At 65.1% G+C, this 26,911-nt stretch carries 21 protein-coding genes and 1 pseudogene; 15 read left to right on the plus strand and 7 right to left on the minus strand.

The annotated features are described in order from the left end of the window. Positions 1 to 210: 210 nt before the first annotated feature. Positions 211 to 2,604, plus strand: a complete 2,394-nt coding sequence (locus tag D3869_RS32820) for a glycosyltransferase (protein WP_137143773.1) — start codon at positions 211 to 213, stop codon at positions 2,602 to 2,604. A 34-nt stretch (positions 2,605 to 2,638) separates the two neighbouring features. On the opposite strand, the gene D3869_RS32825 is transcribed toward D3869_RS32820, so the two are convergent. From D3869_RS32825 to D3869_RS32840, 4 genes are all read right to left on the minus strand, one after another. Next, on the minus strand, positions 2,639 to 4,372 hold the full coding sequence (locus D3869_RS32825) for a B12-binding domain-containing radical SAM protein (RefSeq protein ID WP_137143774.1): 1,734 nt from the start codon (positions 4,370 to 4,372) through the stop codon (positions 2,639 to 2,641). Positions 4,373 to 4,435: 63 nt separating this feature from the next. Next, positions 4,436 to 5,506, minus strand: a complete 1,071-nt coding sequence (locus D3869_RS32830) for an NAD-dependent epimerase/dehydratase family protein (RefSeq protein ID WP_137143775.1) — start codon at positions 5,504 to 5,506, stop codon at positions 4,436 to 4,438. A 50-nt stretch (positions 5,507 to 5,556) separates the two neighbouring features. Further along, complete coding sequence (locus D3869_RS32835; RefSeq protein WP_137143776.1) at positions 5,557 to 6,636, minus strand: NAD-dependent epimerase/dehydratase family protein; 1,080 nt, start codon at positions 6,634 to 6,636, stop codon at positions 5,557 to 5,559. Positions 6,637 to 6,736: 100 nt separating this feature from the next. After that, positions 6,737 to 9,133 carry a glycosyltransferase family protein gene (locus D3869_RS32840; RefSeq protein WP_247896134.1) on the minus strand — a complete coding sequence of 799 codons (2,397 nt, stop codon included), beginning with the start codon at positions 9,131 to 9,133 and terminating at the stop codon, positions 6,737 to 6,739. A gap of 216 nt (positions 9,134 to 9,349) precedes the next feature. On the opposite strand from D3869_RS32840, the gene D3869_RS32845 reads away from it, so the two are divergent. Further along, positions 9,350 to 11,974, plus strand: a complete 2,625-nt coding sequence (locus D3869_RS32845) for a hypothetical protein (RefSeq protein WP_247896135.1) — start codon at positions 9,350 to 9,352, stop codon at positions 11,972 to 11,974. On the opposite strand, the gene D3869_RS32850 is transcribed toward D3869_RS32845, so the two are convergent. Further along, positions 11,965 to 12,864, minus strand: a complete 900-nt coding sequence (locus D3869_RS32850; protein ID WP_175426716.1) for a glycosyltransferase — start codon at positions 12,862 to 12,864, stop codon at positions 11,965 to 11,967. The genes D3869_RS32845 and D3869_RS32850 overlap by 10 nt on opposite strands. Positions 12,865 to 12,978: 114 nt before the next feature. Between D3869_RS32850 and D3869_RS32855 the strand changes: the two genes are divergently transcribed. After that, entirely contained in the window at positions 12,979 to 13,713 is a 735-nt protein-coding gene (locus tag D3869_RS32855; RefSeq protein WP_137143778.1) for an FkbM family methyltransferase, read from the plus strand. A gap of 45 nt (positions 13,714 to 13,758) precedes the next feature. Here the strand turns inward: D3869_RS32855 and D3869_RS32860 are convergent, their stop codons facing one another. Together D3869_RS32860 and D3869_RS32865 are read right to left on the minus strand one after the other, a co-directional pair. Continuing rightward, positions 13,759 to 14,952, minus strand: coding sequence for a glycosyltransferase (locus tag D3869_RS32860; protein ID WP_137143779.1), 1,194 nt, complete (start codon positions 14,950 to 14,952; stop codon positions 13,759 to 13,761). Positions 14,953 to 14,972: 20 nt separating this feature from the next. Beyond that, positions 14,973 to 15,998, minus strand: a complete 1,026-nt coding sequence (locus D3869_RS32865; protein ID WP_137143780.1) for an NAD-dependent epimerase/dehydratase family protein — start codon at positions 15,996 to 15,998, stop codon at positions 14,973 to 14,975. 301 nt (positions 15,999 to 16,299) lie between these two features. Between D3869_RS32865 and D3869_RS32870 the strand changes: the two genes are divergently transcribed. The 12 genes and pseudogenes from D3869_RS32870 (at position 16,300) to D3869_RS32920 (ending at position 26,854) form a co-directional block, all read left to right on the plus strand. Continuing rightward, a complete protein-coding gene (locus D3869_RS32870; RefSeq protein WP_175426717.1) occupies positions 16,300 to 16,995 on the plus strand; it encodes a cytidylyltransferase domain-containing protein in 696 nt (231 codons plus the stop codon). Beyond that, positions 16,992 to 18,005: a Gfo/Idh/MocA family protein gene (locus D3869_RS32875; RefSeq protein WP_137143782.1), complete on the plus strand. Its 1,014-nt coding sequence runs from the start codon at positions 16,992 to 16,994 to the stop codon at positions 18,003 to 18,005. The genes D3869_RS32870 and D3869_RS32875 overlap by 4 nt, the downstream gene beginning before the upstream one ends. A gap of 22 nt (positions 18,006 to 18,027) precedes the next feature. Beyond that, the gene (locus tag D3869_RS32880) at positions 18,028 to 19,173 is read left to right on the plus strand and encodes a DegT/DnrJ/EryC1/StrS family aminotransferase (RefSeq protein ID WP_137143783.1); all 1,146 of its coding nucleotides are present in this window, start codon (positions 18,028 to 18,030) and stop codon (positions 19,171 to 19,173) included. Then, positions 19,173 to 20,216: an NAD-dependent epimerase/dehydratase family protein gene (locus D3869_RS32885; RefSeq protein ID WP_137143680.1), complete on the plus strand. Its 1,044-nt coding sequence runs from the start codon at positions 19,173 to 19,175 to the stop codon at positions 20,214 to 20,216. The genes D3869_RS32880 and D3869_RS32885 overlap by 1 nt, the downstream gene beginning before the upstream one ends. Next, positions 20,213 to 20,953 (plus strand): GNAT family N-acetyltransferase, encoded by a 741-nt coding sequence (locus D3869_RS32890; RefSeq protein ID WP_137143681.1) that lies wholly within the window; start codon positions 20,213 to 20,215, stop codon positions 20,951 to 20,953. The genes D3869_RS32885 and D3869_RS32890 overlap by 4 nt, the downstream gene beginning before the upstream one ends. Next, positions 20,928 to 21,983: an N-acetylneuraminate synthase family protein gene (locus D3869_RS32895; protein WP_247896136.1), complete on the plus strand. Its 1,056-nt coding sequence runs from the start codon at positions 20,928 to 20,930 to the stop codon at positions 21,981 to 21,983. The genes D3869_RS32890 and D3869_RS32895 overlap by 26 nt, the downstream gene beginning before the upstream one ends. Before the next feature lie 3 nt (positions 21,984 to 21,986). After that, a pseudogene (locus D3869_RS34330) lies at positions 21,987 to 23,099 on the plus strand (asparagine synthetase B family protein); the annotation flags it as partial. Further along, positions 23,045 to 23,827, plus strand: a complete 783-nt coding sequence (locus D3869_RS34335) for an asparagine synthase-related protein (RefSeq protein WP_247896146.1) — start codon at positions 23,045 to 23,047, stop codon at positions 23,825 to 23,827. The pseudogene D3869_RS34330 and the gene D3869_RS34335, both read left to right, overlap by 55 nt. A 732-nt stretch (positions 23,828 to 24,559) precedes the next feature. Continuing rightward, complete coding sequence (locus tag D3869_RS34340) at positions 24,560 to 25,327, plus strand: hypothetical protein (protein WP_247896137.1); 768 nt, start codon at positions 24,560 to 24,562, stop codon at positions 25,325 to 25,327. Next, positions 25,324 to 25,722 carry a hypothetical protein gene (locus D3869_RS34345; RefSeq protein ID WP_247896138.1) on the plus strand — a complete coding sequence of 133 codons (399 nt, stop codon included), beginning with the start codon at positions 25,324 to 25,326 and terminating at the stop codon, positions 25,720 to 25,722. The genes D3869_RS34340 and D3869_RS34345 overlap by 4 nt, the downstream gene beginning before the upstream one ends. Further along, the gene (locus D3869_RS34350; RefSeq protein ID WP_247896139.1) at positions 25,719 to 26,168 is read left to right on the plus strand and encodes a class I SAM-dependent methyltransferase; all 450 of its coding nucleotides are present in this window, start codon (positions 25,719 to 25,721) and stop codon (positions 26,166 to 26,168) included. Before D3869_RS34345 ends, D3869_RS34350 begins: the two co-directional genes overlap by 4 nt. A 287-nt stretch (positions 26,169 to 26,455) precedes the next feature. Then, complete coding sequence (locus D3869_RS32920; protein ID WP_137143784.1) at positions 26,456 to 26,854, plus strand: hypothetical protein; 399 nt, start codon at positions 26,456 to 26,458, stop codon at positions 26,852 to 26,854. Positions 26,855 to 26,911 lie beyond the last annotated feature (57 nt).

A 26,911-nucleotide genomic window follows, 5' to 3' on the forward strand; every position in this document is an offset into this window, starting at 1 on the left:
CCTGCGGGCGGGGAAACCGCCCGTCCCGAGGGTTGCGGAATGCTCCCTCGCGCTCCAAAACTGGCATACCACTATCGATTGGGTGTGTGACATTGGTCCCAGAATGGCCACAGCCGGGACACTGGTCACAGCCCATGCGGGAAGGCTTGCCGGGGCTCGTGGAGCGGCGGTAGATAGCGGTGCCACTCCCGCCTCCTGCACCGAGTCCCCATGACCCTGCCGCCGACCTTCGACGCGGATGCCCTCGCCCGCTATGCGGCGGCGGACGTCATTTTCCTGGCCCAGGACGGCTTCCGACAGCCCTCCGCGCGGGTGCGCTGCTACAACTTCGCCAAGGCGCTGCGCCAGCAGGGGCTGCGGGCGGAGGTGCTGTCCTTCTTCGACCATCTGGGCGCCGCCGACCAGGCCGGCGCCCTTTCCACCATCCCCGAGGAGGAGAAGATCCGCCTGAACCTGGAGGCCCACCGGGTGCTGGCGAGCAACCCGCGGGCGGTCCTCTATGTGCAGAAGGTGGGCTACCACACGCTGGCCGCGGCCCTGGCGGCGGAGCGCGGCGGCAACCGGATCGTGCTCGACTACGACGACTACGAGTTGGACATGCAGCCCTTCCGCCGGCTGGAGCCCTGGTTCCCCAGCCTGCGCCCCGACCAGCTCTTCCACACGGTGGCCAACCGGGCCGGGGCCTGCGTGGCGGCCAGCCACCGGCTGGAAACGCTGTTGGCTCCGCTGAACCCGAACACGCACCTGATCCACACGGTGGCCGATCAGGACCTGTTCACCGCGGACGGGCGGGACGCGCCGCGCCGCCGCTTCGGGAACCGGGTCAACATCCTCTATTCCGGCGACTTCTGGGGCGACATCCCCATGAAGGACGTGCTGTTCGCGGTGGACGCCTTCGCGCTGGTCCCCCGCGCCGTGCGCGACCGCGCCTGTTTCCACATCATCGGCTTCGGGCGGGCCTGGGAAGAGTTGAAGCGGCGCCTGAGAGAGCACTTCCCGGATCTGCCCAACCTCGAACTGCACGAGTTCATTCCGCCCGCCGAGATCCCCGCCGTGCTGCGGGAGATGGACATCGGCGTGCTGCCCTATTCGGCCAACGAGTTCAACGTGGCCAAGAGCCCGACCAAGATGTTCGAGTTCCTGCTGGCCAAGGTGGCGGTCTGCGCCACGCCGGTGGGCGAGGTGACGCACTGCCTGGAAAACGGCGTGTCCGGACTGCTGGCCGAAGGAATGGAGGGCTACTCCGCCGCGCTCACCCGGCTGATCGGCGACGACACCTTCCGCCGGGGCGTCGCCGAGGCCGCCCATCGGGTGGCGATGGAGCGTTTCTCCCTCCAGGGCATCGCCCCCCGGCTGGCCGCCGTCGTCCGCGGCCTGCTGGAACCGCAGGAGCGGGCGGAGGCCCCGCCCGTGACGACGCTGGAGGATTTCCTGACGGTTCGCCTCGCCCGGCCGGTCCCGCCGGCCCCGCGCGAGGTGCATCTGATGCGCCGCGACCTGGAAGCCCTGCTGGCCACCGAGGAGCTGGAGGCCGCCGACCCGCGCCGCTGGAGCGGGCCGCTGGTCGCCGCCCTCGACTGGCCCGGCCTGACCAGCGTGGAGCGGGTGGCGCCGGACCGCGTGGCCGCCCTGAAGGCCGCCGCGGCCCGCCATCGCAACGCCGCCCGGCTGCGCCCGGAGATCCTCCTGCCGGTGCGGGAACGCCCCCCCGGCCCCCCGGCGCTCAGCAAGCTCGCCGCGGCGGAGGATTGGGACGATCCGTCCTGGCGGCCCTGGGCGGTGCGGGTGCGGACCAACGTCTCGACCTTCCAGGCCCCCTACATCGACGACGCCGACGCGGAGCGCCGCCGCGACGAGGACGCCCGCAACAACATCGACAATTTCTTCAAGCGCAGCCGCGGCACCTGGGAGCGCGCGCAGTTCCTCTACGGCCTCGACCGGCTGGGCCTGCTGGAGCGGGGACCCCGCGCCCTGGTGCTGAGCGCCGAGGTGGACGGCTTCTACCTCATGCTGACCGAGCTGGCGCGGTGCGTCGGGGTGGTCGATGTCGGGCCGGCGGCGGCGGCCCACGCGGAGCGGGTGGAGCGCGGCGACCGCGACCCCTGGCTCGCCAAGCCGCGCCGCTTCCATCGCGACCGCATCGTGATCCACCATGGCGCGCCGGGGGCGGATCTGTTCGCCGACGCGCTGTGGGACATCGCTGTCCTCCCCCAGAACACGCTGCCGCGCTTGGTGGCGGAGGGAAAGGCGGCGGCGCTTCTGACCTGGATCGACCGGCGTCTGGCCCCGGGCGGGGTTCTGGCCTTTTCGGCGGAGATCCGGCTGAACGGGCGTCCGGGCGTGCCGGGGCTCACCCCGCGTCAGGCCGAGGGCCTGGGAGACGCCTTGTCAGACATCGGACTGGAACTGACAGGGGCGGTGGACCTGTCGCTCAGCGACGCCACGCTCGACCGGTTCGTGACGACCGGCGCGCCGGGTTCCGGGAACCCGAACTTCGCCGCCCGCACCGGCGAGGCCCTGCACATCACCGCCGTCTGGTTCGTCCGCAAGCGGGCCGATACCCCGGACGGCGGGTGGGAGAGGCTGGCCGGGTTCCTGGCCTGACCGCCCTCTTCGTCCGGTTTCACTCCGCCGGACCTTACTCCGCCAACACAGGCGCGTCGTCGTAGAGATCGCGCAGGATGGCGGCGGAAATTCCCAGCCGCGCCGCGTCCTGCCGCATCGCCGTGCGGGAGGAGACGATGCGTGGCGTGAGGAAGACCGGCCCCGCGAAGCCGGGCAGAGCGGCGGGGGCCTCCACCGGGGCGCCGTCCAGCGACTGGCCGGCCAGCTTGCCGTCGAACAGCCGCACGCGGCCTTCCGTGATGAGCGGCTTCAGCGCCGGCACCTGCCCCAGCGTCTCGAAGAAGTCGGTGCCGATGCCCCACAGGGCCACGGGGCCGTCGGCCGCGGCTTCGGTCACCGCAGCGCCCAGCGCGCGCCACTGGCGGATGAGGTAGTCGGAGCTGCTCTTGGCCTTGTCGGCCCCGATGGCGAGGTCGCCTTCGGACAAACGGCGCATCTTCTCGCCGCCGTCCGGCACGTAGAGATACTGCTCGTCGAGCGCCGCCCCGGCGTAGCGGTCGAGATGGCCCTTCTCCCTCAGGGTGGACATGGGCGTGCCTTCGATCTCGCCGCAGCCCGTCTCCTGGAAGGTGTCGAGCGGCAGGCTGGCGATGTAGGCCTTGGTGTCCTGCATCTGCTCGCGCGTTTCGCCCGGCAGGCCGTAGGTGAAGGTGCCGTGCACCGTCATGCCCAGCCGCTTGATCTCATGCACCGCGGCGCGCGCGGTCTCCAGGTTCAGGCGCTTGTTGACGATGTTGTCGTTGACCCACTGGTTGCCGCTCTCGAAGCCCAGCTTGACGCCGAAGCAGCCGCTGTCGCGCATGGCCTGCCACGTCTCCAGCTTGATGGTGTCGGCGCGGCACATGGCCGACCAGGGCAGGCCGATGCGGGTCATCACCTCGCAGATCCCCAGAACGTGCTTGTCGCCGAGGTTGAAGGTGTCGTCGTCGAAGTAGATGGACCGGTAGCCGTAGCGCCCAACCAGATCGCGCAGCATCCCTTCCACATAGTCCGGCTCGTAGAAGCGGACCGAGCGCTTGCCGGTGCCGTCCGGGTCGTTGCCGGTCATGGTCGCCGGCCAGACGCAGAAGATGCACTTGTAGGGGCAGCCGCGGCTGGCCCAGACCTGGAGCTGCGGCGCCTTCTGCCCGGCGGGGTTCACGTCCCAATAGCGGTGGGCAATGACGTCGTCGAAGTAGGGGTAAGGGGCGGCGTTCATCTCCGCCACCGTCAGCAGTTCGTGGGGCAGCACACCCGACGCACCGTTCAGCACGCGCACGCTGCCCTTCTCGTACTCGCCCTGGATGACGGCGTGGATGGGGAACTGCTCCATCACCGCCTCGCCCTTGGCGGACATGGCGCCGGTCAGCACGATCTTGGTGTCGGGCAGGATCTCCTTGACGCGTCGCACGATGGTCTGGTCGTGATCCCAGCAGGGCGTCGCCGTCTCGATGAAGATGTACTCGTACCGCTCCTCCCGCAGGTGCTGGAAATAGCTGTCGTAGGACTCGCGCAGCGCGATGGAGTCGCGGAACGTCACCTTGGCGCCCGTCGCCTTGGCGGCGTAGGTCGCGGCGTAGCCCATGAAGAAGGGATAGGGCAGATATTCCCCGAACACGAAGTTGCCGGGCGAGGAGTGGGCCTGGTTGGTGTGCGGCCACCGCGAACCGGCGCGCACGCCGCTGAACCACGCCGAGGCCGGGGCGTCGTCGCCGGCGAACTCGAACCGCTTGATCCACCAGGGCGGATTGCTGAACAGGACCTTCATCGCGCTTCCTTCCACCGCTCCCTGCGGATCGTCATGCTCGGACCGGCCATCACGGGCCGGCAATCACTGGCGGGCGAACCGGTCGGCCATCTCGGCGTGCATCTCGGCCAGAATGCCGTCGATGTCGCGGGTCAGCGACCAGTCCGGATAATGCTCCTGGAAACGCCGGATGTCGCTGATCCACCAGATGTGGTCGCCGATCCGGTTGGTCTCGTCGTAGCTCCAGGCCATCGGGCGGCCGGTGAGTTGCTCGGCCTTCGTGATGGCCTCCGCCATCGAGCAGTTGGAGTGACGCCCGCCGCCGATGTTGTAGACCTCGGCGCTGCGCGGCTTCTGGAAGACGTGCCAGAAGGCGTTCACCAGATCGAAGGAATGGATGTTGTCGCGCACCTGCTTGCCCTTGTAGCCGAACACCCGGTAAGGCGTGCCGGTGACCGCGCATTTCACCAGATAGGCCAGGAAGCCGTGGAGCTGGGCGCCGGAATGGCCCGGCCCGGTCAGGCAGCCGCCGCGGAAGCAGGCGGTCTTCATGCCGAAATAGCGCCCGTATTCCTGCACCATCACGTCCGCGGCCACCTTGGAGGCGCCGAACAGGCTGTGCTTGGTCTGGTCGATGCTCATCGCCTCCGGGATGCCGTGGGCGGCCCAGGGGTGGGACGGGTCCAGCTCCCAGCGGGTCTCCAGCTCCACCAGCGGCAGGGCGTTGGGCGTGTCGCCGTAGACCTTGTTGGTCGAAGTGAAGATGAAGGGGGCGTCCGGGCAATGGCGCCGCGCGGCCTCCAGCAGGTTCAGCGTGCCGTTGGCGTTGACCGAGAAGTCGGTGAAGGGCTCCCGCGCCGCCCAATCGTGCGAGGGCTGGGCGGCCGTGTGGATCACCAGCGCGATGGACGAGCCGTACCGCGCGAACAGCGCGTCGATGGCGTCCTGGTCGCGGATGTCCGCGGTGACATGGCTGTAGGACGGGTGCCGCTTCTCCAGCCGCTCCCGGCTCCAGGCCGTGCTCGCCTCGTCGCCGAAGAAGTAGCGGCGCATGTCGTTGTCCACGCCGACGACGTCGAACCCCTTCTCCGCGAAGAAGCCGACGGCTTCGGCGCCGATCAGGCCGGCGGACCCAGTGACGATGACGACGGACATGAGGGAGTTCTCCTCGGGAAAAGTGAAGCGGGGGGACCGCCAAGCGTCGTCTATAACAGAATCGGTTCCAGGATGCGCCGGTTGGCGCCCAGCCAGTCGATCAGCTCGTCCATGATGGCGCCGGGCGTCCGTTGCGGGCGCCAGCCGGTCGCCTGCGTGACGTCCGCGTTGTCGGTCACGTACCAGGGGATGTCGGCGGCGCGGGTTTCCGGGCTGGCGGCAATGGGGATGGTCCGGCCCGTGCGCTCCGCGCAGAGCCTAGTCAACTCGGCCAGCGACACGCTCACCTCCGGCCCGCCGCCCACGTTGAAGATCCGGCCCTTGAACCGGTCCATGCCGGCCACCTGCACCCTCAGCAGGTCGTACAGGTCGGCGACGTGCAGCATGTCGCGCACCTGAAGCCCCTCGCCGCCGAAGCCGCTGTAGGACAGAGTCCCGCCATACAGATGACGCGCCGCCCACAGCACGACGACGCCTTGGTCGACCTTGCCCATCTGCCAGGGTCCGGTCAGCACGCCGCACCGGTTGATCACGGCGCGCAGGCCGTACATGGCGCCGTATTCCTCGATCATCAGCTCCGACGCCAGCTTGGTGGCGCCGTAGATGGAGCGGCTGCCCGGCATCGGAAAGCCCGTCGCGATGCCCGCCGCCGACCAGCCCGGCCCGGCGGCGCCGCCCGGCAGCACCAGCCGCGTGGCGCCGCGCTCCAGCGGCAGCCGGCGCAGCGGGTCGATGGGATAGACGCGGCTGGTGGACAGGAACACCATGTCAGCGCCGTGGCGCCGCGCCGCCTCCAGGCAGTTCACCGTGCCGACGAGGTTGGTGTTGATGACGTAGGCCGGGCTGCCGTCATAGCCGGCATGCACCGACGGTTCGGCGGAGCATTCCAGCAGCAGGTCGAAGGCGCCGAGTTCCTCCAGATCCTCCGGGTTGCGCACGTCGCCATGGGCGAAGCGCACGCCGCCCGCGCGCAGGCGGTCCAGGGCCAGTTCGGAACCGCGCCGGCGCAGGTTGTCGAAGGCGACGACCTCGGCTTCGGGGCGGTCGCGCTTGAACAGAAGGGCAAGGTTGGAGCCGACGAATCCCGCCCCGCCCGTGACGACGATCCTGCAGGGGCGTGTGGCGTTCATGACGGGGTTTCGTCCAAATGTCTTGCGGCGGAATGGGCCGATGATCGAAGGGGGGCGGTTAACAAAGCCTCAAATTGCGCGTGGCGCCAGGGCTTTCGCATCAAGCCCTCAGCGCCGCGGCCAGCCGCGTCCAGCCGCCGGGCGCCGTGGGCCCCGTCTTGCGGCAGAACCAGACCACGGGCGCGTGGAGGGTGTCGCCGGTCAGCGCCACCAGATGCGGGTTTTCCGCGCCGGGCGCTCCGGTCCGCACCAGCCGGTCGAGAGTCGCGTCGCTCAACGATGAATCGAAGCCGCCGAGCAGTTCGAAGCCGGTGTGCCGTTGGAACAGGGTCGCGAGGCCCTCGCCGGCCAGGTCGGGAGCAAGGCCGGCCACATCCGTGCCGCCGTCGAGCCGCAGCCGGCCCATCACGGCCAGGATGCCGCCGTCCGCCAACCGCTCGTCCGCCCAGGCGAGCAGACCATCGGCGTTGCGATCGAAGACTGCGTCCTGGAGCAGAAGGACCGCGTTCCAGGGGGTGTCCCCGGATCGTTGCCCGGCGGCTTCGGGCAGGCCGTGGTGGATGGCGATCCGGTCACGGCGGAACAGGCGCGGCTTCAGCAGCCACGTGTCCAATTCGCCCGCCGCCGCGCGCCCGGCCCGCGTCGCGGCTCCGGGGCCGATGTCCAGCACGTCCACATGGGAGACCCATTCCGTCAGGGCCAGATAGAAGCCGTCGATGGCGGTGCTGATCGCCAGCATCCGGGCCGTTCCGTCGAGCAGCCCCAGCCGGTCGAGCCCGTACAGGAGGTGCACGCGCTCCCACGTCCCCCGGCTGCGCTTGAAGTAGCTGTAGACGTGGTTGAGCCGTTCGTCGTCCCGCAGCGCCTCGAAGTCGGGGATGTTGTCGGCCGCGCTGACGTGAAAGGTGCCGCAGTTCGTCTTGAAGCGCTGCGCCCAGGCGAACCAGGCCGGGTCTTCCCAATCCTCCGACGCGGCCAGCTTGGCGAGGCGTGGCGGTCCATCCGGCCGTTCCATCGCGGTAATGCGCAGGCGCGGGCGCAGGCGGCGGGCGTTGCGGTGGCGTAGCGCCGCGTCCCGGAGGCGGGCCAGAGTCTCTTCGGACACGCCTTCGCTCCGCGCGGCGCCCGGCCAGTCCAGCAGCGCCAGCAGCGGGGCGGACCAGCGGCGCGGATCGACGGCGGCGAGGTCGGGAGCCGCCGCCGCGGCCTTCAGGTCGCCGCGGGCAAGCGCCACCTCGCGCGAGGGCATCGCCAGCCGGCGGCCCAGGGCCTGCCGCATGAAGGCTTCGAGCGGCATCCCCGCCGGGCCGGCCGATGCGTCCGGCGCCATGGCCTGCCGGATGATGGCGGTCAGCCGGTCGCCGACGGCGTCCAGCGTGTAGTCGGCGAGCGCCCGTTCATAGGCGGCCTCGGCCACGGCCCGGCGCCTGTCGTCGTCGTCGATCAGCGTCGCCAGACGGTCGGAGAAGTCCTCCAGCCCCTCGCCGAGAAGGATGGACGCGCCGTTCTCCAGGCAATGCACCGCCTCGCCGACCGGCGTGGCGCAGATCGCCACCTTGGTCAGCATGTACTCGAACATCTTGGTCGGGCTTTTCGAGGCGTTGAACGCGTTGTCGGCGTAGGGCAGGACGCCGATGTCCATCTCGTTGAGCACCGCGCCGAACGCGCCCGGCGGGATGTGCTCGTGGAAGACCAGGTTGTCCATCTCCGGGTGGCGCTGCCGCAGGCGCCGTTTCAACTCCTCCCAGGCCCGCCCGAAGCCGATGATGTGGAAGCGGGCCTTGCGGCGGATGCGGCTCGGGACCAGGGCGAAGGCATCGACGCCGAAGACGATGTCCCGCATGGGGATGTCGCCCCACACGTCGCCGCACCACAGGATGTTCACGGAGTCGCCGAAACGCCGGCGACCGTCGCCGCGGCGGTCCGGATTGAAGACGTCCCGGTCCGCCACCGTGTGGACAAGGTGCGTGTTCGGGTTGAAGGGGGCGAGCAGGTCGAGGATGCGCCGGCTGGACGCCACGCAGGCCTGGGCCCGTTCGGCGAAGCGGGCAAGGAATTCCTCGGGCTTCAGCGACGGTAGCCAGGGCTCGATCCGGCGGAAGGGCTGGCTGCCCAGATCATAGTCGTCGTAGTCGAGCACGATCCGGTTGCCGTTGCAGCCTGCCGCCATCAGACAGGCGACCGCGTGGTAGCCGGCCTTCTGCACGTAGAGCAGCGCGCGCGGGTTGCGCGATAGCACCTCGAAGGCGGCCAGAGTCAGGCGGAGCTTCTCCTCCTCCGGCAGATTGGCGGCAAACCCCCCTTGCTCGGTCGCGCCGAGATGGTCGAAGAAGGAGAGCACCTCCGCGCGCAGTCCGCGCTGGTTGACCAGCTTTGCGAAGCTGTAGGCGCGCACACGGGCGGGTGCCAGTTTGAACCCGTCCTGCGCGACGAAGATGACGTCGGCCTGGGCATAGCGGGCCATGTCGTTCGGGCCCAGCGGTGAAGGGATCGCCATTGATGATCCGGGAAGGACGCGGAGGAAATCGCGCCACCCTCTGATTGCTTCTGCTGAAGGTCAAGTCGAAAATATTGCGGGCGCCCGTCTCTCGCGTCTCTCCGAAGATGGGTTGCGCAGTAGGGAATTTTGTTTCAGAACCCGGTGGAGGTGGGGGCGGCTGCGGTCTTTTCCACACAGAACCGCCTTCTTGTCCTGTTGCTCCGGTGGTGTTTCATGATTTCCGTCATTGTCTACGGCAGGAACGACTCGCACGGCTATAATCTGCACAAACGCGCCGCTCTTAGCCTCAACAGCATCGCAGAGGTTTTGACCGCTCCCGGCGATGAGATCGTCTTCGTCGATTACAACACGCCTGACGATCTGCCAACCTTCGTCGAAGCGATTCTCGATACGTTGACCGGGGGCTGCCGGGAGATTCTGCGTGTCGTTCGCGTTCGTCCGGCGCTGCATGCCCTTTTCGCCGACCGGACCAGCTATGCGACCATAGAATCGGTCGCCCGGAACGTGGGCTTGCGCCGCTCCAATCCGCGCAACCGCTGGATATTGTCCACGAATACCGACATGGTTTTCCTCCGCCGGGATGGGGGCCGTTCCCTGTCAGAGCTGGTGGACGGGTTGCCCGACGGCTTCTATCAGGTGCCGCGTTTCGAAGTGCCGGAATCACTGTGGGAATCCTTGGACCGCCGCGATCCCCGCTTGGCGATCGAACGATTTCGCTGGTGGGGTGCGCGTTTCCATCTGAACGAGCTGGTGCACACCGATCCGATCACGCGCTTTGACGGCATCGGAGACTTCCAGCTTGCCCTCCGGTCGGACCTGTTCGCGATCCATGGCTTCAACGAGGACATGCTGGCGGGGTGGAACGTCGACATGAACCTGTGCCATCGGCTGCACCGCCGGTATGGGCGTGTCGATTCCCTGTCGGGCCAAGTCCTGGCCTATCATTGCGGCCACACCCGTCTCCCCACGGCGATCCATCGCGACGACACGGTCATGAACGATCCGGTGCGCTACATCGACCGTGTCGTTCGGGATGACCTGCCCGAACAGGCGGAGCGTTGGGGGCTGGTGCGTCATGCGCTGGAGGAATTCCGCGCGGACGCCCCCCCTTCCGGCCGTCTGCCCGCCGCCCTGGAAAAGAGCCTGCCGGCGCAGGACGATCCCGGACGTGAGGCATGGAACGACTTCACCAACTTCAGCGCCCGTTTCCGTTTGCGGCTCGACCCGGACCACGCGCTTCCCTATGTCGCGGATCTCCTGGCGACGGCGCCGCCGGATGCGGTGCTGGCCTATGTCGGCAGCCACCGTGGGATGTTCGAACGCACGCTGCGGGCTTGGCGGGCGCTTGGCCATGGCGAGGCGGTCCTGGTGCCCGAAAGTGGGGTGATTCCGGATGAATTCCCCGGCGTGGAAGCCGTCGACGCGCTGGAGTTCGACCGCCGGGCTTCCCTTTTCCTGTTCGAATTTGCCTTGGACGACGATTGGCTTGCGCAGGATCCCTGCCCCTGCTTCGAGGGGATTCCGGAGGAAGGGCTGAGGCAACTCGGCCTGATCTACGGCCTCTTCATTCAGCAGACGGAACGGGAGCGCCAACGCCTCGCGGCGGGCAAGGGCACGCCGAGGCGTTTCATCGGCGTGCCTGCGGTCAACACGTTCTTCGGCATGCGCTTCGGAGAGCGGGTCATGTTCACGCACACGATGTTCAGCACGCGCGTCCGGCATGGGCAGGTCCGCCGCACAGGGCTCGCCGTCCGATCCGATGGGGCGGCGGACGAGGCAGGGCGGCGGCTTGGAGCGGCCCTAGGCCGAGCCTTTCCCATCGACCGGCAGGAGGTCGAGATCGCGCGCGGCGATCTGGATCGCATCCTTGCCGCCGAAGGGCCGGACGCTGTCGAACCGCACCGCTGCACGGCGGTCGCTCAGGCGTTGCTGGACGTTGTCGGGGCGGCGGTGCCTGAGCCGGTGCGGCAGGAGCGCAGACGTTGGATCGAACGGAACCGGCCGAGTCGTGCCCTGCGGGAGCGTATCGATCCTCTCATCGTGTCATCCAAGCCTCCTGCCCCGCCGCTGCTCAACAAGCTCTGCGCGGCGGAGGATTGGGAGGATACTCATTGGCGGGCCGTCGCCGAGGAGTTCACGCGTGACGGCTTGCCTTTCCGGGCATCCACCTACGCCTATTTCAAGCGCAGCCGCGGGGTGTGGGAACGCACCCACATGCTGTACGGGTTGGGGCGGCTTGGCGTGATCGGGCATGATGCCCGCTGTGCGGTGATCAGCCGGGCGCCGGACGGGCTGGGCCACTTCCTGTCGCTCCGGACCGCCGGAGTGGACATCATCGACCTTCAGGGGCATGGGACCGGCTGGCTGGCGCGGCGGCGGATGCGCCGGATGGACCGGATGTCCATCCACCCCGATCCGGCCTCCCCGGCGCCGGACCGTTCATGGCCGGACCGTTCATGGAATGCCGTCTTGATTCCGCAGAACACCTTGCTAGGGGCCGGATTGCGGCAGGCCGACACCCTTCTGCGCAACACCGCCCGCAGACTGGCCGGAGGCGGAGTCATCACCTGCTCCGTGGAGACCGCTCTCGATAATCGGGGGCGGAGGGATTGTCCGGCTCCGGACCGGATCGCCGCAGTGATGGGCATCCTTGCGGACAGGAGCGGGCTGGTGCTCTGCGGGGGAGTGGACTGGAGCCTGAGCGACGCCACACTAGATCGGATCGCCGTGCGGGGAGAGGATTCGGAACGCCGGCCGCATCTGGTGACGCGCGACGATCACGGGCATTGCACCTGTTCGGTCTGGTTCCTGAGCAAGGGGGAACACCCTCAGCGCTGAGCGAAGGGAAAGCGGTGCACACGTTTCCAGACGCCTAGGCTCTCAACGAACTGGACGACCGGTCCCGTGAAGCCATGGGCAGCCAGGCCACCCAGGTCCTTCGGCGACGACAAAAGCCGGTATTCAGCCCAGACCGCCGCCCGATGGGCGGCCATGGCGTCGGTAAAAGAGGCATCCAACTCCCTTATGTAACCATCGCCCGCACCGAGTTGGCGATCGTGGTGCCGGAACTGGCCGAGCACGCTGTTCACCACCGTCGGCGCCCCCCTCCCCGCGAACCGGCGCCACAGGTCGAAGTCGCCGGCGATCCGCAAACGGGTGTCCAGCCCCCCACAGGCATGCCACAATCGCCCGGTCCACAGGCTGCCTTCCTGCTGCAGGAAGGGCAGGTGGCGGTTGTCGTGGAGCCCGGCGGCAAGCGTCTTGGCCGGGAAGGCGAAGCAATCTTCGATGTGGACGAGGCTGCCACGGGCATTGAGCCGCGTGATCCGCCCGGTCAACCACTCGATGTCGGGAAAGGCCGCCGTCACGTCGCAGGCGGTTTGCAGGGCTCCGGGTGCCAAGCGGTCGCTGGCGTTGATCCAACCCATCAGCGAATCACCGTCCACGCCGAGCTGCGCGAAGCCCCGGTTCAGGGCATCGTACATGCCGTTGTCCATGCGCGAATCAACCGTCATCCGGATCCCACGGCACAGGATCGGGAAGTTGCCGTTCTCCAAACAGGCCTGCCAATGCTCCAGCCGCTCCAGCGTGCCATCGCGCGATCCACCGTCCTGGACATGGTAGACGATTTCGAAATCGCCGCTCTGGCTGAGCACGCTTGCGACCGTATCGTCGATGAACGCCGCGCTGTCGAGGCAGGGGGTGACGATCTGGAAGCAGCGGGGCATGGCTGATCTTCTATAAGCTTTTGTGTCGAAGCTTGTGCGAGCGCATGGTGCACGCCACTGCGACATGAGTACACTGATTCCGGCCAGTCGAGCCGATTAATTGGGAGAACCACCTTGGATTTGCCGGACAGCGCCATCGACTCGTTCAAGAAAGCCATCTGGCGGGTCATCGAGGCCAACACGGAGGCTTTCGCACCGCATGTTCTCAGTCATGCGAATTCATTGCAGCGAATCCGTAATCGCGGCATTGATTGCAGGACGGTGATCGACGTGGGGGCGTCCGATGGCCGATGGTCGCAAATGGCGCGGAGCTTTTGGCCGGACGCGCATTATCATCTGGTCGAAGCGTTCGAGCATTGGAACGGCGCGCTCCAGGCGCTGACCGCAGACGATCCCCGAATGACTTTCACCTTGGCGGCGGCCGGGGCGGAGGACGGCGAGACGCCGTTCACCAACTCCTTCGACGATCCGTTCGGTGGCACGGCCATGCCCGACGCGGGCGCGCCGCAATGGACCGTCCGGCAGGTCTCCCTGGACCAAGAGGTGGAACGGCTTGGCTTTGAAGGGCCGTTCATGGTCAAGCTCGACACGCACGGTACGGAACGCGAAATTCTGGCCGGTGCTCGCCGGGTCCTGGAAAGCTGCGAAGTGCTGGTGATCGAGATGTACAATTATGGGGAGGACAGCCGGCGTTTCCCCGCCATGTGCCAGCATGTGGAAAGTCTGGGATTCCACTGCATCGACATGGGGGAGCCGATGTTCCGCGATCATGACCGGGCGTTCTGGCAGGTGGATTTCTTCTTCGTACGTAAGGATCGTCCGGAAGCGGTTTATCCCCAGTTTCGTTGAGGCGGGATGCCGCCAAGCCAGCGGATGGCTGGGGCGGCAGTGTCTTCAGAGGCGGCTTTCACGTACCAGATCATTCAAGAAGGTTTCGGCGCAGGCGCGGCGGCGGATCAGACTGGCCTCGCAAGCCGCTCGTTCCGCTTCGACTCCCCGCCTTGGCGGCAGGTTCGGAAGGGCGCGCGCGATGACACCGGCCAGATCCTCAGGATCGCCGGCGCGGAAGAAATGGCCCTGTGCGCCGAGTTGCTCCCGGTGGACAGCAAAATCGGAGACGATCAGCGGGCAGCCGACCGCCCGCGCATCCTCCACTACGGTGCTCCAACCTTCGAACAGGGATGGCTGGATAACGGCGGTGCACGCCCGCAGCAGCGCGATCTGCTCATCTTGCGGAATCACGCCAAGGTGGCGGATACAGCTTTCGAGCCCCTGTTCCTTGACGATGCCGAACAGCGTTTCAAAATACCCGTCGTGACGGTAATCTTTCGTGCTGCCAGTGCAGACGAGATCAACGGGAAAACCCCGTTCCTTTAGTAGGCGGACGGCGTTGAAGGCGGTCTGGTGATCCTTGTGCACCCAGAATTGATTAGGAATATAGAGAAAGCTCGACGGCAATTTGTATTTCTCGATCACGGCGCGGACCGGTGCTGATTCGCCGGTTGAAATGGTACTGACGAACGGCCAGACGTAGGGGCGGGCCCGATGGGATGGGAAGAATTCCTGAAAATCGAATAGCGCGTTCCGGCTGCTGAGGATGAGCGGACCGTCGCGGTCGGCCAGGACGCGGCAGATATCGTCCCGATATTGTTTTTCCGCGTCATTGAACAGTGCTGGCAGGCGCCGGTGTTGGAAATCGGGAATCCATGCCCAGTGGCGTGGTGTGGTGACCATAGGGGTTTCGCCCATTGGCATCGGCACGATGGCCGTAACGCTGCGCGCGATCGCTCGACGCCGCTCCGCGGCGGGGACATGGAGGAGAAAACGTCCGGCTTCGTCCCCGGAAGCCCGGATGATGGCGCCTTGGGGGCCGATCACAGCCTTCACCACGTCCAGTGAGCAAGCCTCCTCAACAGAAGACGGCCATTCTCCTGGCGTATCATTGAAGACATAAATTGAAGGCTTTTTCTGTTCTGGAAGATAATCAATTGTCTTTATGAAATTTGTTACGTAATTAATGCCGCCCATCCAGCCATGATAGCTGCGGAATAATGAAACAAGAAGCGTCAACTCAGCGTTTTTATGCATGATGATGCCCGATTTTGTCTTTATATTATCGCCGACTCACGGCGCAGCCAGAGGGCGTAATCCAGTATTCCCTCTTCAATCGACCGTCGCGGCATGAATCCCAGAGCGGAAAGACGGCTTGTGTCCGCTTGGAGATGCTGTGGATTGCCGTGCCGCTCCGTGCCTGTGAAGCGGATGCTGGCGGCAGGGCTGAGGGCTTTGCCTAGCATTTCCAGGAGGTCGGAGAGGCTTACAGCCCGTCCAGTACCGCCATTGATGATGATGGGGTCGGGCAACCTGCTGTTCAGCAGCAACAGCGTCAGATCGACCATGTCTTCGATATGGAGGAAATCTCGGGTTTCTTCTCCAGTCGCATTGACATCGACTGTGCCAGAGCTCGTCAGAAGGCGCCGGCCAACGTCCCAGAGCACTTGCTTGCGCAAGCCCGGGCCATAAATCGAGAAGAAGCGGATGACGGCGCAACGGATCCCGTGGGTAGCAGCTCCCTGCTGGCAGAGCTTCTCAGCCAGCAGCTTGTGCCAGCCATATTGGGAAACCGGTGCGCACGGATCGTCTTCTTTGAGGGGAACCGGAGCCGCGTTTCCATATACCGCGGCGCTCGAAAGAAACACAATGCGGACATTGGGCGCCAGACGGCCCAGAGTATGGACCAGGCTGGCCGTCGTCGTCACTGTGCGTTGGAAGTCGTCGAAAGGGGCCGCTTGGCCGGCTGCGACGGAGGAACCGCCGGCCGCATGCACCACGGCGTCCGGAGCTCCGAAGCGCCGGACCGCAAATTCGATCAGGTCGGGAGCGATGCTTCCAGCCAAGAACAGAGGATCGGCCCGTTCAGGTGAGCCCTCTGGGGCATGCCCCAGACCAATGGCCCGGCGTCCGCTCGCCCGCAGTCGCTGTAAGATTGCCCGCCCGGCGAAGCCCGCTGCGCCAGTCACCCAGATTGATTGATCGGGTATGGGATTTTCCGTCAAGCAGGTCACAAAGGGGGAGGGCAAGGGAAGCACGATGACGAAGAACCTGGATAGCTGCGGACAAAGCGCGCCCGGCATGCCGCCCACTCCGATTCGCCCGGTGCGGTGACAACACAGTGTAGAGGTCCGTATATGGAGAGGCAATTGCTTTCACCTATGAACTGTACGCCAACTCATGGTGGGAAAGAGCGCGTCAGAAGCAGCAATTCATCTTCTTTAACCTTTTTCGGCAACAATGGGCCAAATCGGCTTCACGGGAATCGCCAGCCCGAGGAAGGACCGTATCCGACCACGACAGCCTGCCGGTACCTATGATCCTGACTGTTTTCCAACAGCCGAACTGCCGGCCTTCGCCTGGGAAGAGGCGGAGTTTCCTGTGATGCGCGTGCAGGCCGTCGTTCAAGCGCGGATGACGTCCTCGCGGCTGCCTGGAAAGGTGTTGCGGCCGCTGGACGGCAAGCCGATGCTCCTTTTCCTGCTGGAGCGGATCGCGCGATGCAGTACCCTCTCCGGCGTGGTCGTGGCGACGTCGGAGCAGAGGGAAGATGATGCCGTGGCGGAAGAGTGCCGGAAAGCGGGTGTATCCTGTTTCCGGGGCGATCTGTTCGACGTGGCCGCCCGTTTCGCGGGGGCATTGGGCCGCTATCCCGCCGATGCTTTCGTGCGCGTCAATGCAGACAGTCCGCTGCTCGATCCGGCGCTTATCGACCAGGGGGTGGCACTGTATCGATCGGCTGATGCCGATCTGGTCTCCAATGTCTTTCCGCGCAGCTTTCCACCGGGGCAGTCGGTTGAGGTGATCCGCACCGACACGTTTCTTACAGCATTGGACGACATGTCCAACGACGTGCGCGAACATGTGACCCTCCATTTCTATCGCAACGCCTCGCGCTTCCGGATCAGAAATTTCACGGCTCTGCGCCCGTATAGGGGACTGCATATGGCTGTGGACACCGAGGCGGATTGGGGACGGTTCAGTTCTTGTGTCGCGGCCATGGAACGGCCGCACTGGCACTATGGGCTGGAGGAGCTTGCCACGCTCTGGCCTGGCGCGCGCGCCGGGGAGGCTTCGTGACCTTTTTGAAAGCTGCTGTCATCGGACTCGGAGTCGGGGAACAGCATATCGAGGGCTTCGAACGTCATTCGGCCTGCCGCGTCACGGTTCTATGCGATATCGACCATGATCGGTTGGCCGCCGTCGGCGCCCGCCATCCAGGCCGTTCCCTGGTCTCTGATCCCGGACAAGTGCTGTGCGACCCGAATATTGATGTAGTGTCCATCGCCTCCTACGACGACGCTCATTTCCAGCAAGTCGTCACCGCCCTGGAGCATGGCAAGCATGTCTTCGTGGAGAAGCCGCTCTGCCAGACGGATGTCGAACTCGACGGCATTTACCGGGCGTTGTTGCGTCACCGCGGCCTCCGCCTCAGCTCGAACCTGCCGCTCCGGCGGGTACCACGATTCCTTGATCTGCGTGCGCGCATCCTGTCCGGAGCGATGGGGGCCCTCTATCACGTCGAAGGTGATTACAACTATGGGCGCCTGCACAAGATCACGGAAGGCTGGCGCGGCGCCCTCCCGTCCTACTCGGTTATGAAAGGGGGCGGGATCCACATGGTGGACCTGCTGCTTTGGTTCACTGGCCAACGGGTGACCGAGGTGTTCGCGATGGGCAACCGGATCGCCAGCAAGGGCTCGCAGGTCCGGTTCGACGACATGGTGGTCGCAACGCTGCGCTTCAGCGGTGGCGCGGTCGGCAAGGTCGCGGCGAACTTTGGCTGCGTGCACCCGCATTTTCACCGCCTGTCCGTCTACGGGACCGCCGGCACCTTTGTGAACGAGCCGGACGGTGCCCGCTACCATTTCTCCCGCGATCCAGGCGATCCAGTGGAACTTGTGGACAATCTCCACTCCGGCACTGACAAGGGGGCGGGGGTTGCCGCCTTCGTGAATGCGATCTTGACCGGAGAGCGGCCTGACGTCACAGAACAGGACGTGTTCGATGCCATGTCCGTGTGTCTGGCGATCGACCGATCAAACGTTGAGGGCGCTCCGTGCGCCGTGCATTACCGAGAAATCGGCTGAAACCTGGAGCGGTGGAATACCGATGCGCAGCATTCCCTTTGGAAAACCCATCATTGGCGATGCAGAACGCCAAGCGGTCATGGCTGTTCTGGCCGGATCGACTCTGGTGCACGGACCGCTGGCGAAGAAGTTCGAGGAGGTCTTTGCCGACTTCACAGCGGCACCGCACGCGGTCTCGGTGGCGTCCTGCACGGCGGCCATGCACCTCGTCTACTTCCATCTTGGCTTCGGTCCCGGCGACGAGGTGGTTGTGCCGGCGCAGACGCATACCGCGACGGCGCATGCGGTGGAATTGGTGGGAGCCAAGCCCGTCTTCGTCGATTGCGAGGCCGGAACCGGCAACATCGACGTGGCGGCGGTGGTGGCGGCCATCACGCCGCGCACCCGTGCGATTGCCGTCGTCCATTATCTGGGCGTTCCGGTCGACATGGCGGCCATCACAGCGCTTGCTCGGCAACATGGGCTGTTCGTGCTTGAGGATTGCGCGTTGGCAATCGGAACCCGGCTCGACGGCATTCACGCGGGTTTGCATGGCGATGTCGGTTGCTTCTCCTTCTATCCGGTGAAACACATGACCACAGCCGAAGGCGGCATGATCATCTGCCGGGACCCGCAGCTTGCCGCGCAGCTTCAGCGCAAGAAGGCCTTCGGGGTGGACCGCACGGTTGGGGAGCGCACGGTCCCCGGCATGTATGACGTTACCATGCTGGGCTTCAACTACCGCATGAACGAAATCGAGGCGGCGATTGGCATTGAACAGGTTGAACGCCTGCCGGACATGCTGGAGCGTCGGAGGGCGAACAGCGCCGTTCTGCGTGACGGGCTGCGGGGGATCGCAGGGATCGGTCTTCTTGAGGACAGCCCGGCGGGCGGCGAAAGCAGCCATTACTGCCTGAGCGCCATCCTTGACGACTCCCTGGCCGCGCGGCGGCTGTCGATCATCAAGCACCTGAACGCTGCGGGGATCGGCACCAGCATCTATTACCCGCGCCCCGTCCCGCTTATGAGTTATTATCGGGGCAAATACGGGTTCAACGAAGGCGATTTCCCCCAGGCCGAGCGGATCAGCAACAATTCGATCGCGCTGCCGGTGGGGCCTCACCTGGATGAAGAAGACATGGCTTACATTGCCAATGCGATGGCTGATGCAGTTAAGGAGAGCAAGTGATGGCAAGTGCGATGGCTGGTCGCAAGATAGTTATTACCGGCGGCGCCGGGTTCATCGGCCATAATCTTGCCTTGTCCCTGAAGGCCATGGGCGCAAAGGTCGATATCCTGGATAGCCTTCAGGTCAACAATCTGAACGCCTTCGCAAGCAACACCAACAACCTGCCAAATCGCGATCTCTATCTCAGCCTGATCCAGCAGCGCCTGTCGATGCTGTTCAGTGCGGACATTCCGGTCCATGTGATCGATGTGCGTGATTACCACACCACGGGTCGCCTTCTGGCGGAGCTTCAGCCTGATGTGATCGTCCATCTCGCGGCCATCGCTCACGCCAACGTCGCCAACAAAGATCCCTATTCAACCTTTGATCACAGCCTTCGCACCCTCGAAAACACGCTCGACTACGCGCGCCAGTTCGGGACGCATTTCGTCTATTTCTCGTCGAGCATGGTCTACGGCGATTTCCCCGATGGCTTCGTGACCGAAGAGTCGACGTGCAACCCTCTGGGCATCTACGGCGCGTTGAAGTTTTCCGGCGAGAAGATGGTCATCGCCTACAATCAGGTTTTCGATCTTCCCTACACCATCGTTCGCCCGTCGGCGCTGTATGGCGAGCGGTGCGTCAGTCGACGGGTCGGGCAGGTCTTTATCGAGAACGCGCTGCAAGGTTTCCAATTGCAGGTTGCCGGCGACGGTTCCGACCGGCTTGACTTCACGTATGTTGCCGACGTCGTCAATGGGGTCGCGCGGATCATTGAGGACGAGCGGTCGCGCAACCAGATCTTCAACATGACTTTTGGCCAGTCGCGCTCGATCGCCGGAATGATCGACATCGTCTGCTCGCACTTCCCCGACGTCTCGGTGACCTACATCCCACGGGATCGCCTCATGCCCTCGCGTGGGACCCTGTCCATGGACAAGGCGCGCCGCTTGCTGGACTTCGAACCCAGCTTCCCGGTCGAACGGGGCTTTCCCCTTTACATCGACTGGTACAAGAAGCTGTTTGCCGAACGCCAGAAGACGCCGCAGGCCGCCGCTGTATGACCGCAGCCGCGCTTCCGGGAGAAGGCACCCGCGACGGTGCCGGATGGACGCGGGACGCGTGGTTGGGGCAGCGGCTCGGCGTACCGGCATGGCGGCTCGATCCGACGGTGCCAGGCTGGGCCGACGCCATGGCCGGTGTCCTCAACCGGAAGGGCTTTGCCTACGCGCGGCTGCCGACGGCGGACGTGGGCGCTCTGGGCAAACTCCTCGACGCGGGTTTCCGGGTGGTCGACACAACGATGACCGCTGAGCGCGAGGCGGAAGGGCTGACGCCGTCGCCCAAAGGATGGGTGCGCTTCGCCGAACCGGGCGACCGCTATGCCGTCCGTGCGGTGGCGCGCCGTGCGTTCCGCTTCTCGCGCTTCCATCTGGACCCGGCGATTGCCGCCTCCACGGCGGATATGACCCGAGCCGATTGGATCGACGGCTATTTCGACGGGGGCCGAGGATCGGCGATGGTGGTTGCCGGTTTGCCCGGCGCTGAGCCATCCGGATTCCTGCTGCTGCTCGGACCGGAGAAGGGAACCCTTGTCATCGACCTGATCGCCGTAGATGAATCGGCACGGGGCCAAGGTCTGGCTACCGGCATGATCGCCTTCGCCGCGGGCAGGATCGCCGGGGTTGACCGTCTTCGGGTCAGCACCCAGGCCGCCAACATTCCCTCTCTGCGGCTGTATGGGCGGATGGGGTTCCTGCTCGTATCCTCCCACTATGTCGTTCACCTTCACCACGGTTGACCGGATGCGCATCGGGACTCATGACCTGAACGAGCGGGTGCTCGTTATCGCCGAGATCGGCAACAACCACGAGGGCGACTTTACCCGCGCCCAGGAGATGATCGTCCGAGCCGCCGAAGCCGGCGCGGACGCCGTGAAGTTCCAGACGATCGTACCGGATCGCCTCGTCTCAGCGACCGATACCGCGCGCATCGAGCAGCTGACCCGGTTCCGTTTCGACTATGACCAGTTCGCGCGCTTGGCCGAAACGGCGGAGCGGGCCGGTGTGATCTTCCTGTCCACACCCTTCGATCTGGAGTCTGCGGCGGCCCTGGCTCCCCTCGTGCCAGCTTTCAAGGTGGCCTCCGGCGACAACGACTTCTTTGCGCTGCTGGCTGTGGTGGCCCGGATGGGAAAGCCGGTCCTGCTGTCGACCGGCATGTTGGACCTTGCTGGCGTGCAACGCGCGGCGGAGCATATCGCAGCGCAACGGCCGACGGAGAGGCCAGCGGAGAAGCCGCAGGCCGGTCTTGTCCTTCTGCACTGCGTGGCAGCCTATCCGGCACCGGTCGAGGACGCCAATCTTGGTGCCTTGCGGAGCATGGCCAGCCTGGGCCATCCAGTCGGCTATTCCGACCACACGCTCGGGATCGAGGCGGCAGTCCTCTCGGTGGCGCTCGGCGCAAGGGTGATCGAAAAGCACTTCACGCTCGACAAAACCCTTTCGACCTTCCGGGACCACGCCCTGTCCGCCGACCCGTCAGACATGGCCGAGCTGGTGCGGCGGGTGCGCGAGGCGGAAACCCTGCTGGGCGACGGAATCAAGCGGCCGGCGACGTCGGAACTGGCGAACATGACCGCCGCCCGGCGGGCTATCGCTGCGGTTCGCGATCTGCCCGCCGGCCATGTCCTGGCGCTGGAGGATCTGACCTGGCTGCGACCAAGGAGGGGTCTTGAACCCGGACGGGAAAGCGAGCTGATCGGCTGCCGGCTTGCGGTGCCGGTCGCCCGCGGCGAAGCCTTCACGCTAGACCACATGGCGGAGGGCTGACCCGTGTGCGGCATCGCCGGTTACATCGGCACCCGGTTCCTTGACGACAGCCGTCTGGAGGCCTGCCAAGCGTCAATGACGCGACGCGGGCCGAACGCTCGCGGAGCGCTTCGGCGGTCCTGGTCGGACGGACGCCATGCGGTCCTGCTGCACAGCCGCCTCGCCATCATCGATCTCGACCGGCGTGCCAATCAACCGCTCCGTTTGGACGGACAGGCGCTCTGCTACAACGGCGAGCTTTACAATTACGTGGAGGTTCGGCGTGCGCTTCTGGCGGAGGGCGCTCCGCCCTTTCTGACCAACAGCGACACCGAGGTGCTGGCCCGCCAGCTTTCCCGCCATGGCTGGAGCGGTCTGGATGCCTGCGAGGGCATGTGGGCATTCGCCCTGCTCGACGAGACGGATGGCTCCCTGCTGCTGGCCCGCGACCGGTTCGGCGAGAAGCCGCTCTACCTCATGCGAACCGCCGACGGGCTGTATTTCGGGTCGGAGGTCAAGTTCATCGCGGCCCTTGCCGGGCGTTGGCCGGAACCCGACCTCGACCACCTCAAGCGCTATCTGGTGAACGGGTACAAGGCGCTCTACAAGCGGGCGGGCACGGGATTCTTCAAGGGGGTGAGCGAACTGCCCGCCGGTTGCGTGCTCTCCATCGACAAGGCTGGGCGCGAAACCCTGAGCCGGTACTGGACGCCAACGCGCGACCCGGTCGAAGACGGGCTGGGCTTCGAGGAATCGGTGACGATGGTGCGCGAGGCCCTTGTTCGCTCTGTCGAGCTCCGGCTGCGCGCCGATGTGCCTCTGGCCTTCTGTCTGTCGGGTGGTGTCGACTCCAACGCTCTGATCGCCATCGCCAAGCGTCTGTTCGGCTATGACGTCCATGGCTTCACCCTGATGAACAAGGACGAGCGGTATGAGGAAGCCGCGATGGTCAAGGAGGCCGTCTCGGCGCTCGGGCTGCGGCATACCGTCGTGCCGATCCACAGCGACGGCTTTCTGAAGGGGCTACGGACCCTCATCCGTCAGCATGACGCTCCGGTCTACACCATTACCTATTACGTCCAATGGCTGCTGATGGGCGCCATCGCGGGCGACGGCTACCGAGTCTCGGTCAGCGGAACGGGCGCGGACGAAATATTCAGCGGCTATTTCGACCACCACAACGCCTATCTCGCCGCCGTGCACGACGATCCGGGCCGGCACGCGGTGGCGTTGGCCGACTGGTCGGCGCATGTGCGGCCCATCGTCCGGAATCCCTATCTGCAGGACCCCGCGCTTTTCGTGCGCGACCCAGGGGAGCGGCGGCACATCTATCTGGACGCCGAGGAATTTGCCGGGTTCCTGACCCAGCCCTGGCACGAGCCGTTCGAAGAGACCGATTACAGCGCGATCCTGCTGCGCAACCGCATGCAGAACGAGCTTTTCATGAATCGGTGCCGCCGATCCTCCACGAGGATGATCTGAACGCGATGTACTGGTCCATCGAAAACCGCTCGCCCTTTCTCGACCGGAAACTGTCCGAAACGGCCCAGCGGGTACCGGCCCGTCATCTGGTGCGGAACGGGAGGGCCAAGGCGCTGCTGCGCGAAGCGGTTCGTGGGATTGCACCGGATGCCATCATAGACAACCCGCGCAAGGTCGGTTTCAACGCTCCGATCCAGGATCTGCTGGACACGACCGATTCGGAGGTTCGGCATTGGCTGTTCGATGACGGGCCGATTTTTGAGCATGTCCGCAAAGATCGTATCCGCAGCCTGCTGGAGCGGGGAACCCTGCCCAACAGCCGCAGCAAGTTCCTGTTCTATTTCCTAAACGCAAAGCTCTTCCTGGAGGAGTTCGGCGGATGAGATGGTGCCGATCCTGCGTCTTGCCAGACACCCGTCCTAACCTGACGATCGGAGCGGACGGCGTGTGCAACGCCTGCCGCAACCACGCGACCAGCGCGTCATCGACTGGGACCACCGCGCGGCGCATTTTGCGTCGGTGGCCGCCAACGCCCGGGCGCGGGCCAACGGCGGATACGACTGCCTGATCCCGGTCAGCGGCGGCAAGGACAGCACTTGGCAGGTGGTGACGTGTCTGGAGCATGGCCTACGCCCCTGTGCGTCACATGGCGCACACCCGGGCGGACAGCGATCGGCGAGGCCAACCTGCGCAATCTGATTGATTTGGGGTCGATCACATCGATTTCACCATCGACCCGCAAACCGAGCGGCGCTTCATGCTGAAGGCGCTGGAGCGGTTCGGGATCCGGCGATCCCGATGCACATGGCGATCTTCTCCATTCCGCTCAGGTTGGCGGCACAGATGCGCATTCCGCTGATCGTCTGGGGTGAGAATTCGGCCTTCGAATATGGTGGAACGGAGGAGGAGAGCCGCGGTTTTGCACTCGATGCCGCATGGCTGCGCCGTTTCGGTGTGACACACGGCACGGCCGCTGCCGATTGGGAGGATGGGGATATCACCGTGCGGCATCTGCTTCCCTATCGTTTGCCAGACGAGAGTGCCCTGGCCCAGGCTGGAACTCTGGCCGTTTTCCTTGGCTATTATTTCCCTGGGACCCGGAAACCAGCCTCGCCGTGGCGCGGACCCACGGTTTTCGCGCCGACCCGCGCGGCGCGCGGACGGGCTTGTATGACTATGCCGACATCGACGACGACTTCATCTCCGTCCACCATTGGTTTAAGTGGCACAAGTTCGGCTTCACCCGCCTGTTTGACAATTTGAGTCTGGAAATCCGCAATGGTCGGATTGGCCGGGCGGATGCCATCGCCATCATCCGGGCCCGCGGCGACGACACGCCGCACGACGACATTGCCCGTCTGTGCGGCTTTCTGGACATTACGGAAGATCGCCTCCACAGCATTGCGGAAACATTCCGCAACAAGGCGGTCTGGCATCGGCAGGGCGGCGTCTGGACCATTCCCGATTTCCTGATCCCGACTGGACTGGAGTTGATCGATGCGCTTCGATCCAAGAACCCGCCGCGCCGCTTTTCCGTAGGCGCCGACGGCACCATCGAGATCAATGACTGTGGCAGCCTGGATTTGGAACCGGACGAACAGGTCACCTTTGTCACCAAGACAGGGGCTGAATACGATCTTGCCCGCAAGGATTGGGGCTTCTACGCCACGCCCTCCCTCAACGGACGGCTCGCGGGGTTCGGGCTGGCGGGGGGTGCTGATCCAGAACCGCGGAACGGGGCGGTATTTTCTGCTTCTGGTGGAGCGTGGCCGGAGGATGCGTTTTATACCTATCTTGAGGCCGAGAACTTGCGGATCGTCCATTGGCTGGACAGCGACGAGGCCTGTCAGGCGCTGGATCAGGCCGTGGCGGGCGCGCCGTGACCAAGGGGCCGTGCCCGACCCTGGAATGCCCTTGCGATGGAGCCTATCGCGAGGAAACCTTCACCTATGAGGCGCCACCGCAAGGGGAAACCGGATTCGTCCTGGATGGAGCCTACCGGCGGGCTTATGACCACTGCCGCCTGTGCGGGCATTGGTTTTCCCGGCACGATATCGACCTGTCTGATCTCTACACCGGGGCTTATGCGGGCCAGACCTATGGCGACCGCCTAGCCGCGACCTTCGAGCGCATCATGGCGCTTCCGGCGGATCGCTCCGACAATGCCGGGCGCGCGGCCAGAATCCTGGATTTCGCGACGGGCCATTTTCCGGTGCAGGGGTGTCCCCGCGTCTGCTCGACGTCGGGTCTGGTCTGGCTGTTTTCCCAGCCCGTATGAAGGCGGCGGGGTGGGACTGCACGGCCCTTGATCCCGATCCGCGCGCCGCCGCACATGCCCGCATGGTTGCTGGGGTGCAGGCCGTGGCTGGCGATTTCCTCACCGTCGATCGTTCTGCTCTGGGGCGATATGATGCAGTCACCTTCAACAAGGTGTTGGAGCATGTTGAGGCGCCGGTCGCTTTTCTGCGCGCCGCACGGGACTTGCTCCTTCCGCACGGCTTCCTGTACGTCGAACTGCCTGATGGGGAAGCCGCAGCCGAGGAAGGGGCCGGTCGCGAAGAGTTCTTCATTGAGCATCATCATGTGTTTAGCCCAACCTCCTTTGCGGCCCTGATCGAACGGGCGGGTTTCCGTCTTGTGCTTCTTGAACGGCTTCGAGAGCCGAGCACGAAATTCACCCTGCGTGGTTTTGCGGTGCCCGAGCCGAGAGGGAATGGCGAATGAATTGGTGCGGCGCTCATACCTCCTGATGACGCTCCGGCAAGTCGCTTGACCGCTTTCTGAAATTATGGCGGCGTTGGCGAGCCGTCGTTCTGCAACGTCAATGTGGCGATTATGGATTCCGATAAACCCGGTACGCTTCACGGCGCCACCCCATCACTGAATGACCAAGATACCGAACAAACTGTTCAACAAGGCCACCGGGGAAGCGGTTGGAAATCCCCCGTCTCTATGAGACTCTGGGCACAGGCTCCTGCGCCTTGCGGCTCAATATCAGAGGTTTGTTTCGGATGATGAACGGGCAGAACATATGGCGCCTTCCGGCCTTGCTGGCGCTTGGCCGCAGTGTGGGGGCTTTGGCGTACGAAAGCCGCTCGGGTCATGCACCATGGTATCCACCTTTGATCGCCGGTGCCGGGACGGTTGGAAAGCGCCTCATCGACGGTCCCTATGTCGAAGAAGCCATGGCGCTGATAAAGCGGCTGGAACCGGACTCCTATTCCGAGTTTCTGGTCGATTTCCTGACGCAGGGTCGGCGGCGCTTCGGCTCCAACTGGATGTATGCCGACATCGTAACCGTCCTGCTTGGCTTGTGCGACATTTTGCAACCGGCAACCTATCTGGAAATCGGTGTCCGCCGGGGCGGAGCTTGTGTGCTGTCGCCGCCAAACATCCGGAATGCCGACTGATCGGCTTTGATCTTTGGGTCGATGGTTATGCAGGCATGCCCAATCCAGGACCGGATT

Origin of the sequence: Azospirillum brasilense (assembly GCF_005222205.1) — a bacterium.
GTDB classification, from domain to species: domain Bacteria; phylum Pseudomonadota; class Alphaproteobacteria; order Azospirillales; family Azospirillaceae; genus Azospirillum; species Azospirillum brasilense_G.